We start from the raw sequence: 13,917 nt of genomic DNA, 5'->3' as shown, positions 1-13,917 counted from the left end.
TGTTCGACGCCGGCCACCTTCGCGGGCACGACGCCCATCAGGACGCTCGACGGGTAGGCCGCCGTCCCGCCGGGAACGTAGACGCCCACTCTGTCCAGCGGTCGGAACCGACGCCCGAGTTCGCGTCCCTCCCCGAACGACTCGCGCCAGTCCTCGGGCACCTGTCGCTCGTGGAACGCCCGGACGTTCTCGGCGGCCGCCTCGACCGCCGCGCGCACGTCGTCGTCTATCTCCTCGTAGGCCCGTTCGGCGTCGTCGGTCACGTCCAAGTTACCCACTTCGACGCCGTCGAACTCCCGGCAGAAGTTCCGCACCGCCACGTCGCCCTCCTCGCGGACGCGGGAGACGATGTCCCGCGCGTCCGACCGTGCCTCCGCGACGCCGGCGTCCCGTTCGAAGAACGCGGCGCGTTCGGCCGGCGAGAGTTCGGCCACCTCCCGAACGTCGAGTTGCATGCTCCGCGGTTCGGCAGCGTCGGGTAAGGACGTTCCGGAACCGCGGCCCCTCCGCTCTTCGCTTTCTCCACCGTCCTCTCGTCCCCGCCGTCGCTCTCTTGTGTCCAGCGCGAGATACCCCGGTCGATGACCACCGACCCGGTTCGCGTGCTCAGCTTCAACGTTCGGTACGACACCGACCACGACGGCCCCGACGCGTGGCCGAACCGCCGCGAGGACGCCATCCGCCTCGTGCGCTATCACCGCCCCGACGTGGTCTGTCTGCAGGAACCGCTCGAACACCAACTGGACGCCTTCCGCGAGGGGTTGGAGGGGTACGAGTGGGTGGACGTGCCGCGCACGGGCGAGAAGGACATCGACGACGTGACGGACGAACACGTCCCCGTCGGCTACGACGCCTCGCGCTTCTCGCTCGAAGACGACGAAACGTTCTGGCTGTCGGAGACGCCCGAGGAGGTCGGGAGCGTCGGTTGGGACGCGGACCTGCCCCGCATCCTCACGCGCGCGACGCTCGAAAACGAGTCGGGCGACCGGTTTCACGTCGCCAGCATCCACCTCGACAACAAGGGACCGGAGGCCCGCCTCGAAGGCGCGAAACTCGCGCGCGAACGCCTGCGCGAACTCGACGGCCCCGTCGTGCTGGCGGGCGACTGCAACGACACGCCCGACTCCGAACCCATCGAGGCGTTCACGGAGCACTTCGAGGACGCCAAACAAGTGGCCGCACACGGCCACCACGGTCCGGACAAGACGATGCACCGCTTCACCGGCGAACCGAAAGAGCGCATCGACTACGTGTTCGTCCGCGACTGCGACGTGAAACTCAGCGCGACGCTCGCGGACCGCGTCGGCGACGACTCCTACCCCTCCGATCACTTTCCCATCGCGGCGGACGTGGTGCCGCGGTAACGGACCGAAGAGCTCTCTCTACGCGGTTCCGAGTTCGACCGTCTCGCCCTCCGAGGCGAAGACGGCGTCCACCACCTCCTGCACCCGCGTCGCCTCCGCGAACGTCACGAGGTCGGCATCCTCGCCGTTCAGAGCCGAGACGAACTCGTCCACGAGCCTCAGCGTCGTCGACGCGCGCGTCTCGTTCAGCGTCCGTTCGTCGTCCCGCCCGCGGTTCTCGACGAGGCGGTACCACTCCACCAGGGAGAACGCGGACTCGGCGCCGACGACGGTTATCGAGTTCTCCTCTTCCCCCTCGCAGTCGCACAACAGGTCGATAGTTCCGTCGAGTCGCTCTCCGTCGCGCCCGTCGACGGAGAAGTAGCCGACGACGGAGTCCTCGTAGGCGTCCGGCCCCGAGTAGGTGACCTCGGTACTGACCCGGTCTATCGGACCGAACAGTTCGTGGACGGCGAAGAGAAAGTGCGTCCCCACCTCGCGGACGGGGCCGCCCTGCTCTCTGCTTCGGAGCCACGACGCGTCCTGCCACTCGCGCGGCCACTGGGGGAAGCGGAAGTTCAGCGTGACGCGCCTCGGCGTCCCCGCCTCGCCCGCGGCGACGCGTTCGCGCATCGCTCCGAACCCCGGCGTGTAGCGGAACGGGAGGTTGACGGCGGTCGTGCGGTCGGTCTCGGCTTCGAGTTCGACCATCGCCGCGCCCTCCGCGGCGTCCTCCGCGATGGGCTTCTCGCAGATGACGTGCCTGTCGCAGTCGAGGGCGAACTCGACGATTTCGCGGTGTGCGGCGGGCGGGACGCCGACGTAGACGATGTCCACCTTGTCGGCGCGGACCATCTCGCGGTAGTCGGTGAACGCTCGGCAGTCGTACTCGGAAGCGAACGACTCGGCCTTCGACGCCACGAGGTCGCAGACGCCCCAGACGGCCGTCTCCTCGTGTTCGGCGAACGACTCCGCGAGGCGTCCGCCGACGACCCCGCACCCGACGACGGCGGCGTTGTACATGGGCCGAGATTCGCTCGTCGGGACATGACCGTTCGGATTCCGACGCGAAATCGGGAGCTGACGGAAAAGGGGGTTCGGTCGGTCGCTCAGAGTCGGACCGCGCCGACGACGAACGCCGCCAACGGCACGGCGACGAGGGCGCGGAAGACCGCGAGAACGACCTGCCCGGCGACCGTGACGCCCAACGAGGGGGCGAAGATGACCACCGGGACGAGCATGCCCGCGAAGACGACGGCCGCGAGGGCGACGAAGTTCCGGGTCGGACGCGCGGTGAAGCGGTCGAGGGCCGCGTACGCGACGGCGGCGGCGATGCCGGCGACGACGACGCTTCCGAGTATCGGGGCCGCGGCGAACGGGTTCATCGCGCCCGTCGCGCCGACGTTCACGTTGAGGAGTTCGATCGCGAGGCGGGCGGCGAACACGAGGACGAGGGCGGTCAGGACGCCGAAGGCGGTTTGTCGGGCGAGGTCGCCCGCGGTCGCCGGCGCAACGGCTCTGGAAGTGGTGACTTGCATGGGTAATACCACGCGCGCTGAGGAGATAAGCTAGACTAGCGTCGGCGCGTCTGCACTTACTCGACCGTACGACGTCGGCTGTCGGATACGTGCTCGGTTACGGACGCCGCTACAGTGCGACCTCTTCGGTATACGATCGGAGAAAATCGGAGAAGATTCGCGTTCGTCCGCCGCGGGATGCGGCGTTTAGAACCGAATTACTGCCGCGTCAGGTTCGCCGCACGCGGGCCCTTGGGGGCGTCTTCGATGGTGAACTCTACGTCCGTTCCCTCTTCGAGGTCCGGGCCGCCGATGTCTTCCATGTGGAAGAACACGTCGTCGTCAGCGTCGTCCGTCGAGATGAAACCGTAACCGCCAGTGTCGTTGAAGAAATCAACGTTTCCTTTCGCCATTGCGATTCAATAAAACGGAGGTGCACGGATAACACTTCCGAGATAGCCGCTACCGCGTGGTATTCGTAGACAACCGTCCTCTAAATCAGCAAAAACGAAGGAGAATGTTCCGATCCGGTAGTTACGAGGGGTACGGTCGCCGGTATCCAGTTCTCCGAGGGTCAGTTCTGCCGAATCGGCGGTTCGAACGTCGAGACGCGACGCGTCGACGCGCTCACTCGGGCGCCGCGGGGTTCTCGGCGGGGTCGGCGGACGTGCCCATCAGGTAGCCGCCGAACCCGAGCGTCCAGAGGAGGACGGGGTAGGCGACGGAGCGTTCGAGAAGCTACTCGGGACCGGTTCGTCCGCCCGAGTCGGCTACTCGTCGGCGGCGTCCGACTCCCAGCCCTCGGTGAAGATACGGTCCTCGTCGGCGCCCGCCTCGGTCAGCAGGTCCTCCGTCTCGACGACCATCTCGGGGACGCCGCAGACGTAGAAGTCCGTCTCCGCGAAGTCCACGCCGTCCAGCGCGTCCGGGAGGTGGTCCTGCACGTGCCCGGTTCGGCCGTTCCACGCTTCGTCGTCCTCGGCGTCCGAGAGCACGTAGTCGACGTCGAGGTTCTCCTCCTCCGCGCGGAGTTGGTCGAGGCTCTCGCGGAAGATGAGGTGCTCTTGGTCGCGTTCGCCGAACACGAGGTGCGCGTCGCCGTCGCCCTCGCGGGCGTACTGCTTGACCATCGGGTACAGCGGCGTGATGCCCGTGCCCGTGGCGAGGAAGACGGCGTCGCGGTCGAAATCGCGCACGTGGAGGTTCCCATCCACCTCCTCGACCGTTATCTCGTCGCCCGGCGTTCGCTCGTGCATGAAGACGGAGCCGGTGCCGTCGTCGTAACGCTTGATGGCGAGGACGAGTTGGTTCGTCCCCGGCAGGTTCGCCGCCGTGTAGGGTCGCGCCTCCTCCTCACCGTCGGCCTCGAAGTGGACCATCGTGTGCTGGCCCGGGTCGTACTCGAAGACGTGGTCCTCGCTGACGAGGCGGAACTGCTTGACGTCCGGCGTCATCCGATGCACGTCCGCGACGGTGACGGTGAGCGTCATGATTCGGCGTTCGGCGCGGACGTCAAAAGGCGTGCCGGCGGGGACGGGCGCTCGGCGTACAGAACTATCCGTCCCGTCCCCCTACTCCTCGTATCCGATGCCCCGACCGTTCCTCACCGCTCGCTGGCGCAACCTCCTCAACGTCACCTACACCGTCCCCCCGGAGACGCTGGAACCGCACTGTCCGGACGGCGTCGAACTGGAGGTGCAGGACGGGGAGAGCTTCGTCAGTCTGGTCGGCTTCGATTTCGACGATACCCGCGTCTTCGGCGTGCCGTGGCCCGGCTACCGCGATTTCCCCGAACTGAACCTCCGCTTCTACGTGCGCTACGAGGGCGAACGCGGCGTCGTCTTCGTTGGGGAGTACGTCCCGAAGCGACTCGTCGCGTGGATGGCCCGCGGCATCTACAACGAACCGTACACCTACGCGCCGATGAAGCGCGCCGAACGGGTCGAGGAGGGCCGCCGGTCTTACTGGCTGGCCATCCGCCGCGGCGGCGAGACCCACTCGTTCACCGTCGAGACGGACGACGACTCGACGTCGGTTCCGGCGGAGGACACGCCCGCGTACTTCTTCAAAGAGCACGAGTGGGGCTTCGGGTCGGACCACCGCGGGGCGACGAGACGCTACCGCGTCGACCACCCGCAGTGGGCGGTGTACGACCCGGTCGAGGTGTCTCTGGACCTCGATTTCGGCACGCTGTACGGCGAGAAGTGGCGGTTCCTGAACGACGCGGAGCCGCTGCACACCATCTTCGCGAAGGGGTCGGAGGTGGCCGTCTACCCGTCGGAAGTCCTCTGAACCTCTGATTCGTCGTTCCAGCGGGGCGGTCCGCGGCCGCGTGTACCGCCCTCAGGCCCCCTCGGACGCGTGCCGTTCGACTATCGACGAGCGACCGCGAAGCAGCGAACGCAGGTGGTCCGCACCATCGAGCACCGCGAGTTCGGCGTCCGGCAACCGCTCGGCGAGGCGGCGCGCGCCCTCGAGAGAGACGTTCGCGTCCCGGTCGCCGTGCCACAGGCGGACCGGCGCGTCGAGTTCGTCGAACGGGAGGTCCCAGGAGTCGGCGAGCAGGCGCGTCTCGGTGACGAACCCGCCCCGGTGACGGGCGAACGCTTCGACGAAGTCCCGGCGGACGAGTTCGGCGACGTCGGCCGGAAGTTCGTCGCCAGCGGCGTCGCTCGTGTACTGCGCGGTGACGAGCGAGGGCGGTCCGCGCCTCGCCAGTTCGGCCTGCGCCCGGAGCAGTCCCCTCGACAGCGACGGGGCGCGCCGGACGAGCGTTTCGAGGGCGCGAAGCGTCAGCGGGGGTGATGAACGAATCTGCGGGGGCACCGCGCCGGCGACGACGTCGACGCGCCGGACGCGTTCGCCGCGCGTCGCCGCCGCCGCGAGGGCGTGCGGACCGCCGCCGGAGAACCCGACGAGGCCGGCGCGGGCGACGTCCGCGTCGTCCAGCACCGCGGCGACGGCCCGCCCGGCGTCACCGAGCGTCCGCGCCGGGCGCGGCGTCGAACGGCCGTACCCGGGCCGGTCCGGGGCGAGGACGCGGACGCCCGCCGCCCGCGCCGTCTCGTCGAAGAGACCGCCGAGAAGGCGCGACCCGGGCGTTCCGTGGAGGAAACAGACCGGCACACCGTCGGGGTCGCCGTACTCGGCGTACGAGAGGGTCCCGTCGTCCGAGCGAACCGAGCGCACCGTCGGTTCGCCGTCCTCGGACTCGAGAGCGGGTCGGTGGCTGAGTTCACCGTCCATCGACCGGTAGTTCGTCCGGGGTGCCGGTGTCCCTGTTCCCGGACCGATACGGCCTTTTATATATCGGGGCGCCGCGTCTCCGACGTGAAACGAGTCGCGTTCGAGGTGACCTACCCGTCCGAGGCGCTCCACCCGCTTCACCGACGGTTGACCCGAACGACGGTCGCCTCGCGGATGGAACTGCTCGCGTGGGGGCCGACGGACGACGTGACGACGCTGTCGTGGTTCGACGCGGGTCCGGAGACGGTCCGGGAACTGCTCGCGGCGGTGGAAACGGCGTCGGCGACCGATCTCGTCGAGGCCGACGACGGCACGTACGCGTTCGTCCGCCAGACGGACTACGAGTTCGACGACGACCTGATGGCCGTCGTCTCGGCGTCGCGCGCGGTGTTCCTCCCGCCGGTGACGTTCCGCGGCGACGGGACGGCGACGTTCGAGGCCGTCGGCGAGCACGGGGCGCTGAGCGAGTTCTACGGCGCCCTCGGCGAGTTGACCGAGGTTCGTATCGAACGCGTCCACGACTTCCGACGCGGGGCGTCGCCGCCGACGCTCACCGACCGGCGGCGCGAGGCGGTGTCGGCGGCGGCGGCCGTCGGCTACTACGACGTGCCGCGGACCGGTACCGTCGCGGACGTCGCGGCCGAACTCGACTGCGCGACCAGCACCGCCGGCGAACTGCTCCGGCGCGCGGAGTCGACGCTCGTCGCCGAGTTCGTCTCGCGGCGGGGCCGCGGTGCCGCGACGCCGCGAGGACCCGACCGGGGGAGCGAAGACGTGAGGAATTGAGGCCGGACAGGGCGAGAGGCGAGCGGAGAATCGCCGACGAGAGGAAGCGGCTCTCAGAGCGTGTCGTCGAGTCGTTCCGTCGCCGTCTCGTTCACGAAGTACGTCGCCTCGTACGGGCGGCCGTCGGCGATGCCGGTGGGCTGACCGCTCTCGTCGTCGCCGAAGGTGTAGTAGAAGCCGACGGAGACGACCACCTCGTAACCGTCGTCGCGTTCCTCGACCGATTTCACGCCGGCGCAGACGACTATCTCCTGTAGTTCCTCCGTCTCCTCCTCGACGATTGCGTTGTGGCGGTACACCTCCTCGGAGGCGGCGACGTACGGGCCGGCCGTCTCGGCGTCGACCGTCGGGGGGCGTTCGGGATACTCGCGCGATTCTACGGTGTCTCCGCCGATCAGTCCGCCGAGACATCCCGCGAACAGCACCGACAGGGCGACGGCGACGAGAACGACGCTTCGATTTACCCCGGTACTGTTCGACCGCTGAGATGACATATTCCCTCGCCGCTTCGGTCGCTCACTCGGCCGCCGACGAAGTCGGACTCCGGGTCGTTTCCTGCCGGCGGACCGTGGTTTCAACCCGCCGGGGCGCGAGTCGTCCCGTATGCCGCGAACCACCGTCGCCGAGTTCTCCGTGGAGTCGCTCGAAATCCTCGCCCCCGATGGGAGCGTCGACGAGGACTTAGAGCCCTCCCTCTCGGAGGAGACGCTGTTCGACATCTACCGGACGATGCGCCGCGCGCGCCGCCTCGACGAACGCGCCGTCGCCCTCCAGCGACGGGGTGAACTCGGGACGTACGCGCCCGGAACCGGGCAGGAGGCGGCGCAGGTCGGAAGCGCCGCCGCCCTCGCCGAGGACGACTGGGTCGTCCCGGCGTTCAGAGAGCAGGCGGCCCTGCTGACGCGCGGCGCGTCGATGGGGAGTATACTCGCCTACGCGATGGGACTCGAAGAGGGAGCCGAAACCTCGGCCGAAGACCGCGCGCTGCCGCCGGCGATTCCCGTCGGGTCGCAGGCCCTCCACGCCGTCGGCATCGGGTGGGCGCAGGCGATACGCGACGAGGACGCCGCCGCGATAGCCTACTTCGGCGACGGCGCCACGTCGACGGGCGACGTGTACGAGGCGCTGAACTCCGCGGGCGCCTACGGCGCGCACACCGTCTTCCTCTGTCAGAACAACCAGTACGCCATCTCGACGCCCCGGGAGAATCAGACGCGCGCGGGGACACTGGCGCAGAAGGCCGTCGCCGCCGGCATCGACGGGATTCAGGTGGACGGCAACGACGCGCTGGCGGTGTACGAGGCGACGCAACGGGCACTCGACCAAGCGCGCGAGGGCAACCCCGTGCTGGTCGAGGCGCTCACCTACCGCCGGTCGATGCACACCACCTCCGACGACCCGCGGAAGTACCGCGAGGAGGAAGAGGAGGTCGACTGGGACCGCAAGGACCCCATCGCCCGGTTCGAGGCGTACCTCCGCGGGCGCGGGATACTCACCGACGAACGCGTCGAGGAACTCGCGGCGGAGATAGAGGCCGAACTCGAAGACGCCGTCGCGGACGCGAGGGAGACGGCCGCCGAGGCCGACCCCGCCGACATGTTCGAGTACGCCTACGCGGAGACGCCGCCGTGGCTGGAGCGTCAAGCGGCCGCCTCCCGAGGAGGAGGTGACGCGGATGGCGAGTGACCTGCGATTGGTCGAGGCGGTGAAGGCGACGCTCGGCGAGGAGATGGCGCGCGACGAGTCGGTCGTCCTCTACGGCGAGGACGTGGGCGTCGCGGGCGGCGTGTTCCGCGCGACGGACGGACTGTTAGACGAGTTCCCGAACCGGGTGTACGACTCTCCGCTCGGCGAGTCGGGCATCGTCGGCGCCGGCGTCGGACTCGCCGCCGCCGGGATGCGGCCCGTGGCCGAGATACAGTTCCAGTCGTTCCTCTACCAGGGGTTCGCACAGCTTCAACAGCACGCCTCCCGCCTCCGGAGTCGGTCGCGCGGCGGGTTCTCCTGTCCGATAACGATTCGGACGCCGTACGGCGGCGGCATCCACGCCCTCGAACACCACTCCGAGAGCTTCGAGTCCGGGTTCGCGCACGTCCCCGGACTCAAGGTGGTGATTCCCTCCTCGCCCGCCGAGGGCAAGGGACTGCTCGCGGCGTCGATTCGGGACCCCGACCCGGTCGTCTTCATGGAACCGACGCGCCTGTACCGGTCGCTCCGCGAGTCCGTCCCCGACGACGACCACGTGATTCCGCTGGGCGAGGCTACCGTGGCCGAGGAGGGCGCGGACGTGACCGTCGTCGCGTGGGGATCGATGCTTCAACGGACGCTGAGCGCCGTCGACGACGTCGACGCGGACGTGGAAGTCGTCAACCCCCGGACCATCTACCCCCTCGACACCGACACCATCACCGAGTCGGTGAAGAAGACGGGGCGGTGCGTCGTCGTCCACGAGGCGCCCGAGACCGCCGGGTTCGGAGCCGAAATCGTCTCGCGCATCACCGAGACGGCGTTCTACCACCTCGAAGCGCCGCCCGAACGCGTCACGGGGTACGACGTGCCGGTGCCGATGTTCGCCCGCGAGGACGCCTACCTCCCGGACGAGAAGCGCATCGCCGCCGGGATTCGCCGGGCCGTCGAGACGTAAGGTGGCGCGGGCGGAAACGGACGCCGGCGCGAGCGAGCGACCGTCGTCTCGGTCACCCGCCGACCAAACGGTAATGGGAGTCGACCCCGTGTGACTCGACGGCACGGTCCGGGTCGCTCGGCGTCGGTACGGGACCGCCCCGGCGACGCCGCGACCCGCCCGCGGACGACGGCCGCAATCCCACGCTCCCATGTACGAACACGACATCACGCTGACGGTGAACGGTGCGACGGAGGAACTGACGGTCGAGTCGCGCACGCTGCTCGTCCACGCGCTCCGCGACCGACTGGACTACACCGGTCCGAACGTCGGATGCGAGAGCGGGAAGTGCGGCGCCTGCACGGTCCACCTCGACGGCGACGCGGTGAAGTCCTGTACACTGCTCGCCGTGCAGGCCGACGGGAGCGACGTGACGACCGTCGAAGGGATGGCCGAGGGCGGCGCGGATAGCGACGCCGACGCCCTCCATCCCATCCAGCGGGCGTTCCACGAGGAGCACGGCCTCCAGTGCGGCTACTGCACCCCGGGGATGGTGATGACGGCGGCGCAGGTGCTGGAGGAGGAACCGGACCCCTCCCGCGAGGCGATTCGCGCGTCGCTGAAGGGGAATATCTGCCGCTGCACGGGCTATCACAACGTCGTGAACGCCGTCGAGTCGGCCGCCGACTCGCTCCGGAACCTCGACCCCTCGACGGCGGGGGGCGAGTGAGATGTTCCCGCCGCAGTTCGGCTACCGGCGGGCCGAGAGCGCCGACGAGGCGATAGCGCTCCTCGCGGAGTTCTCCGACCGGGACGTGCGGCTGTTGGCCGGCGGCCATGGCCTGTTACCGGACCTGAAAGCCGGGCGCGAAGCGCCGGACGTGTTGGTCGACGTCGGCGGCGTCGACGACCTGCGGTACGTCGACGCGGGGAGCGGAGCGGTGGCCGTCGGCGCGCTGACGACGTACGCCGACGCAGTCGAGAGCGGGCCGCTCTGGTCCCGCGCGACGGCGTTCGCGGAGGCCGTCTCGCACGTCGGCGACGTGCAGATTCGCAACCGCGGCACCGTCGGCGGCAACCTCGCGCAGGCCGACCCGTCGGCCGACCCGCCCGCGGCGGCCCTCGTCTCGGAGGCGACGCTGGTCGCCCGCGGTTCGGACGGGCGGCGCGAAATCGACGCCGCGGACTTCTTCGGGGGCGACGGCGAGACGGCCCTCCGCGACGGGGAACTTCTGACCGAGATTCGGCTCCCGGACGCGGGTGGCGAGGACGCGGGAGACGAGACGGCCGGCGGCGCCTACGTCAAGAAGACCCACCCCGCGTCGGGGTACGCGCTGGTCGGCGTCGCCGCCGTCGTCGCCGTCGAGGGCGGGAGCGTGACCGACGCCCGCGTCGCCGTCAACGGCGTGACCGACCCGCCGCGGCGACTCGCGCCCGTCGAGGCGGCCCTCGAAGGCGAGTCGGCGGACGCCGAGAGCGTCGCAACCGCCGCCGGGCGGGCGGACGAGGGCGTCGACGCCGCCGCCGCCGTCTCTGACTCGTACGCGTCCGGCGCCTACCGGGTCGACGTTCTTCCCGTTCACGTCCGCCGGGCGCTCGAAACGGCGCTCGACCGGGCGACGGGCGCGGCGGCGACGCCGGCCGGTCCGCCGCACCGCTCCGCCGTCGCCGACGGAGGTGACCGCCGGTGAGCGACGCGCGGGACGGACGCGCCGATGACGCGCGAACCGTCGGCGGCGAGGAGTCCGACGGGTCGACTTCGGGTGACCGACTCGTCGGACGCGGAATCGACCGCCGGGAGGACGCCGAACTGCTCACCGGACGGGCGACGTACACCGACGACATCTCGTCGGACGCGGCGCATCTCGCGTTCGTCCGGAGTTCGGTCGGGCACGGGCGAATCGAGTCGATAGACGCGAGTGAGGCAGAGGAGATGGGGGGCGTCCTCGGCGTCTACGCGTGGGCGGACCTCGACGCCTCGCCGTCGCCCGGCGTGCTCCCCATCCGGACCGAGTCGCTGGACTGCGAGGTGCCGGGACATCCGGTGCTCGCCCGCGAGCGAGTCCGCTACGAGGGCCAACCCGTCGCCGCCGTCGTCGCAGAGGACCGCTACGTCGCTCGGGACGCCGTCGAGGCGGTGGACGTCGAGTACGAGTCGCTCCCGGCCGTCGTCGACCCCGCCGAGGCGACGGCGGACGGAGCGCCGACGCTGTACGAGACCGCGCCGGACAACGTCGCCCTCGACGCCGAACTCGGGGACGCGGCGGCGACCGAGGAGGCGTTCTCGGCCGCCGACCGGGTCGTGGAACTGGAGTTGGTGAACAACCGCCTCATCGCCAGCGCGCTCGAACCCCGGGCGGCCCTCGCGCGCTACGACGCCGACACCGAGCGGTTCACCGTCGAGATGACCAGCCAGTCGCCGCACGGTCACCGGGGAAAACTGGCGGAGACGCTGGGCGTCTCCGAGAGTCGAGTGAGGGTAATCGTCCCGCGCGTCGGCGGCGGGTTCGGGCACAAGGGTCACCACCACCCGGGCGAGGCGATGGCGGCGTGGTGCGCGCGGGAACTCGGCCGGCCGGTGAAGTGGACGGCGACCCGTTCGGAGAACTACCGCGAGGGCGCCCACGCCCGCGACCACCGGACGAGCGCGGAACTCGCCGTCGACGACGACGGCACGGTGCGCGGCCTGCGAGTCGACACGCGCGCCGCCGTCGGCGGCTACGGTCTCGGCGGCGGCGCGTCGATGCCGGGGTGGTACGGCCGCCTGCTGTCGAGTCAGTACCGCATCCCCGCCATCCACTGCCGGACGCGCGCTGTCTTCACCAACACCGCGCCGGTGCACTCCTACCGCGGGGCGGGCCGCCCCGAGGCCATCTACGTCACCGAGCGACTGATGGACGCCGCCGCGGACGAACTCGGCGTCGACCCGGTCGGACTCCGGCGACGGAACCTCATCGCCCCCGAGGAGTTTCCCTACGAGACGGCCGTCGGCGCCTCCTACGATAGCGGCGACTACGAGACGGCGTTGGACGAGGTGCTGGACGCGATAGGGTACGACGAGTTGCGCGAACGGGCGGGAGAACCGGGCGACGACGGCCGCTACCGCGGCGTCAGCGTCGCTTGCTTCACGGAGTCGACCGGCGGCGGATTCGAACGCGGCGTCGTCCGCGTCCGCCGCGACGGGAGCGTCGCCGTCTACGCGGGCACCCACTCGCACGGGCAGGGTCACGAGACGACGTACGCCCAACTCGTCGCCGACGAACTCGGCGTCCCGTACGACGACGTCGAGGTGGTCGAGGGGGACACCGACGACACGCCCGACGGCACGGGCACGTTCGGCAGTCGGAGCACCGTCACCGGCGGGAGCGCCGTCGTCGAGAGCGCGCGGGACGTGCTGAGAGCGGCCCGCGGCGTCGCCGCCGACCGGTTGGGCGTCGACGCCGCGGACGTCGTCTCCGAGGCGGGCGAGTTCCGCGTCGTCGGCCGACCCGAGCGCTCGGTGTCGTTCGCCGACGCGGCGCGCGCGGCCGAGACGACCGACGACGGAGCTAGTGAGAAGGGAGAGGGAGACGGCGTCGCCTTCGAGGCGTCGACGCGCTACGAACCCGACGGTACGGCGTACGCCTTCGGGACGCACGCCGCCCTCGTCGCCGTCGACGGCGAGACGGGCGCGGTGGAGATAGAGCGGTACGTCGCCGTCGACGACTGCGGCGAACGCGTCAACCCGACCATCGTCGAGGGGCAGGTGCACGGCGGCGTCGCGCAGGGCATCGGACAGGCGCGTTCCGAGGGCGCGGCGTACGACGACGACGGACGCCTCCTGACGGACTCGATGCTGTCGTACGCCCTGCCGCGGGCCACCTCGCTGCCGGACATCGAGACGCGCGCGACGGTGACGCCGAGTCCGCGAAATCCCATCGGCGCCAAGGGCATCGGCGAGGCGGGCACCATCGCCGCCCCGCCGACGGTGGTGAACGCCGTCGTCGACGCGCTCTCGCCGTTCGGAATCGAACACGTCGACATGCCGCTGACCGAGGAGAACGTCCTCGACGCGATACGGACGGCGGAGGACGAAGTCTGAGCGACGGAGTCCGACGGCACTCTCACCGACTCTTTCGTCGGATTAGTCGTCCGGGCGACGTTCGCGGGCGTCGACGGCACGCCCGCGGGCAGACCCGCGCGCCCGTTCGCCGAGCGCGCCGCTCAGAGGCGTTCGACGGCCGCGAGATGCCAAGTATCGAACGAACCGACGGTCGGACGACTCTCCGGTCTCGGCGCATAGGTACGGACCGTTCGGCGTCGAAAGGTGTCGCCCGAGACACTAACGGCCGGTATCATCCCCAGGCGGCGTGCCGCGTCAACCGGGAAACCCTCGTGTCAGGCGGTCCGTCTTTGCGGCGCG

General features: G+C 70.2%; 15 protein-coding genes. 8 read left to right on the top strand and 7 right to left on the bottom strand.

The genetic code is table 11. The features are described from left to right. Positions 1 to 455 (bottom strand): histidinol dehydrogenase (locus C474_RS00530; RefSeq protein ID WP_008382906.1); only part of this gene is annotated, 455 nt, incomplete at its 3' end. A gap of 126 nt (positions 456 to 581) precedes the next feature. On the opposite strand from C474_RS00530, the gene C474_RS00525 reads away from it, so the two are divergent. Then, positions 582 to 1,364 (top strand): endonuclease/exonuclease/phosphatase family protein, encoded by a 783-nt coding sequence (locus C474_RS00525; RefSeq protein WP_008382904.1) that lies wholly within the window; start codon positions 582 to 584, stop codon positions 1,362 to 1,364. An 18-nt stretch (positions 1,365 to 1,382) separates the two neighbouring features. Here the strand turns inward: C474_RS00525 and C474_RS00520 are convergent, their stop codons facing one another. From C474_RS00520 to C474_RS00505, 4 genes are all read right to left on the bottom strand, one after another. Beyond that, positions 1,383 to 2,366, bottom strand: a complete 984-nt coding sequence (locus C474_RS00520; RefSeq protein ID WP_008382902.1) for a Gfo/Idh/MocA family protein — start codon at positions 2,364 to 2,366, stop codon at positions 1,383 to 1,385. A gap of 86 nt (positions 2,367 to 2,452) precedes the next feature. Then, entirely contained in the window at positions 2,453 to 2,881 is a 429-nt protein-coding gene (locus tag C474_RS00515) for a hypothetical protein (RefSeq protein WP_008382900.1), read from the bottom strand. A 197-nt stretch (positions 2,882 to 3,078) separates the two neighbouring features. Further along, positions 3,079 to 3,273, bottom strand: a complete 195-nt coding sequence (locus C474_RS00510) for a cold-shock protein (protein WP_008382898.1) — start codon at positions 3,271 to 3,273, stop codon at positions 3,079 to 3,081. Positions 3,274 to 3,630: 357 nt separating this feature from the next. Next, positions 3,631 to 4,350 (bottom strand): ferredoxin--NADP reductase, encoded by a 720-nt coding sequence (locus C474_RS00505; protein WP_008382896.1) that lies wholly within the window; start codon positions 4,348 to 4,350, stop codon positions 3,631 to 3,633. A gap of 97 nt (positions 4,351 to 4,447) precedes the next feature. On the opposite strand from C474_RS00505, the gene C474_RS00500 reads away from it, so the two are divergent. Further along, positions 4,448 to 5,152 carry a YqjF family protein gene (locus C474_RS00500; protein WP_008382895.1) on the top strand — a complete coding sequence of 235 codons (705 nt, stop codon included), beginning with the start codon at positions 4,448 to 4,450 and terminating at the stop codon, positions 5,150 to 5,152. A gap of 51 nt (positions 5,153 to 5,203) precedes the next feature. On the opposite strand, the gene C474_RS00495 is transcribed toward C474_RS00500, so the two are convergent. Next, positions 5,204 to 6,106 carry an alpha/beta fold hydrolase gene (locus tag C474_RS00495; protein ID WP_008382893.1) on the bottom strand — a complete coding sequence of 301 codons (903 nt, stop codon included), beginning with the start codon at positions 6,104 to 6,106 and terminating at the stop codon, positions 5,204 to 5,206. Between the two features lie 84 nt (positions 6,107 to 6,190). Between C474_RS00495 and C474_RS00490 the strand changes: the two genes are divergently transcribed. Then, the gene (locus C474_RS00490; protein WP_008382891.1) at positions 6,191 to 6,892 is read left to right on the top strand and encodes a helix-turn-helix domain-containing protein; all 702 of its coding nucleotides are present in this window, start codon (positions 6,191 to 6,193) and stop codon (positions 6,890 to 6,892) included. 53 nt (positions 6,893 to 6,945) lie between these two features. Here the strand turns inward: C474_RS00490 and C474_RS00485 are convergent, their stop codons facing one another. Further along, positions 6,946 to 7,386 (bottom strand): hypothetical protein, encoded by a 441-nt coding sequence (locus C474_RS00485; protein WP_008382890.1) that lies wholly within the window; start codon positions 7,384 to 7,386, stop codon positions 6,946 to 6,948. A gap of 109 nt (positions 7,387 to 7,495) precedes the next feature. Here C474_RS00485 and pdhA point away from each other — a divergent pair, with 109 nt between their 5' ends. From pdhA to C474_RS00460, 5 genes are all read left to right on the top strand, one after another. Next, positions 7,496 to 8,578, top strand: coding sequence for a pyruvate dehydrogenase (acetyl-transferring) E1 component subunit alpha (pdhA, locus tag C474_RS00480; RefSeq protein ID WP_008382888.1), 1,083 nt, complete (start codon positions 7,496 to 7,498; stop codon positions 8,576 to 8,578). After that, a complete protein-coding gene (locus tag C474_RS00475) occupies positions 8,568 to 9,536 on the top strand; it encodes an alpha-ketoacid dehydrogenase subunit beta (protein WP_008382886.1) in 969 nt (322 codons plus the stop codon). The genes pdhA and C474_RS00475 overlap by 11 nt, the downstream gene beginning before the upstream one ends. Before the next feature lie 190 nt (positions 9,537 to 9,726). Continuing rightward, entirely contained in the window at positions 9,727 to 10,245 is a 519-nt protein-coding gene (locus tag C474_RS00470; RefSeq protein WP_008382885.1) for a (2Fe-2S)-binding protein, read from the top strand. A gap of 1 nt (position 10,246) precedes the next feature. Continuing rightward, on the top strand, positions 10,247 to 11,206 hold the full coding sequence (locus C474_RS00465; protein ID WP_008382883.1) for an FAD binding domain-containing protein: 960 nt from the start codon (positions 10,247 to 10,249) through the stop codon (positions 11,204 to 11,206). Then, entirely contained in the window at positions 11,203 to 13,596 is a 2,394-nt protein-coding gene (locus C474_RS00460) for a xanthine dehydrogenase family protein molybdopterin-binding subunit (RefSeq protein WP_008382881.1), read from the top strand. The genes C474_RS00465 and C474_RS00460 overlap by 4 nt, the downstream gene beginning before the upstream one ends. Positions 13,597 to 13,917 lie beyond the last annotated feature (321 nt).

Origin of the sequence: Halogeometricum pallidum JCM 14848, from assembly GCF_000337095.1 — an archaeon.
Taxonomy (GTDB): Archaea; Halobacteriota; Halobacteria; order Halobacteriales; family Haloferacaceae; genus Halogeometricum; species Halogeometricum pallidum.
This window is presented reverse-complemented; position numbering and strand designations above follow the sequence as displayed.

Bases quoted from the DNA above. Each gene is read 5' to 3' on its own strand.
- C474_RS00525 (WP_008382904.1), top strand. From the start codon at position 582: ATGACCACCGACCCGGTTCGCGTGCTCAGCTTCAACGTTCGGTACGAC.
- C474_RS00520 (WP_008382902.1), bottom strand. From the start codon at position 2,366: ATGTACAACGCCGCCGTCGTCGGGTGCGGGGTCGTCGGCGGACGCCTC.
- C474_RS00515 (WP_008382900.1), bottom strand. From the start codon at position 2,881: ATGCAAGTCACCACTTCCAGAGCCGTTGCGCCGGCGACCGCGGGCGAC.
- C474_RS00510 (WP_008382898.1), bottom strand. From the start codon at position 3,273: ATGGCGAAAGGAAACGTTGATTTCTTCAACGACACTGGCGGTTACGGT.
- C474_RS00505 (WP_008382896.1), bottom strand. From the start codon at position 4,350: ATGACGCTCACCGTCACCGTCGCGGACGTGCATCGGATGACGCCGGAC.
- C474_RS00500 (WP_008382895.1), top strand. From the start codon at position 4,448: ATGCCCCGACCGTTCCTCACCGCTCGCTGGCGCAACCTCCTCAACGTC.
- C474_RS00495 (WP_008382893.1), bottom strand. From the start codon at position 6,106: ATGGACGGTGAACTCAGCCACCGACCCGCTCTCGAGTCCGAGGACGGC.
- C474_RS00485 (WP_008382890.1), bottom strand. From the start codon at position 7,386: ATGTCATCTCAGCGGTCGAACAGTACCGGGGTAAATCGAAGCGTCGTT.
- pdhA (WP_008382888.1), top strand. From the start codon at position 7,496: ATGCCGCGAACCACCGTCGCCGAGTTCTCCGTGGAGTCGCTCGAAATC.
- C474_RS00475 (WP_008382886.1), top strand. From the start codon at position 8,568: ATGGCGAGTGACCTGCGATTGGTCGAGGCGGTGAAGGCGACGCTCGGC.
- C474_RS00470 (WP_008382885.1), top strand. From the start codon at position 9,727: ATGTACGAACACGACATCACGCTGACGGTGAACGGTGCGACGGAGGAA.
- C474_RS00465 (WP_008382883.1), top strand. From the start codon at position 10,247: ATGTTCCCGCCGCAGTTCGGCTACCGGCGGGCCGAGAGCGCCGACGAG.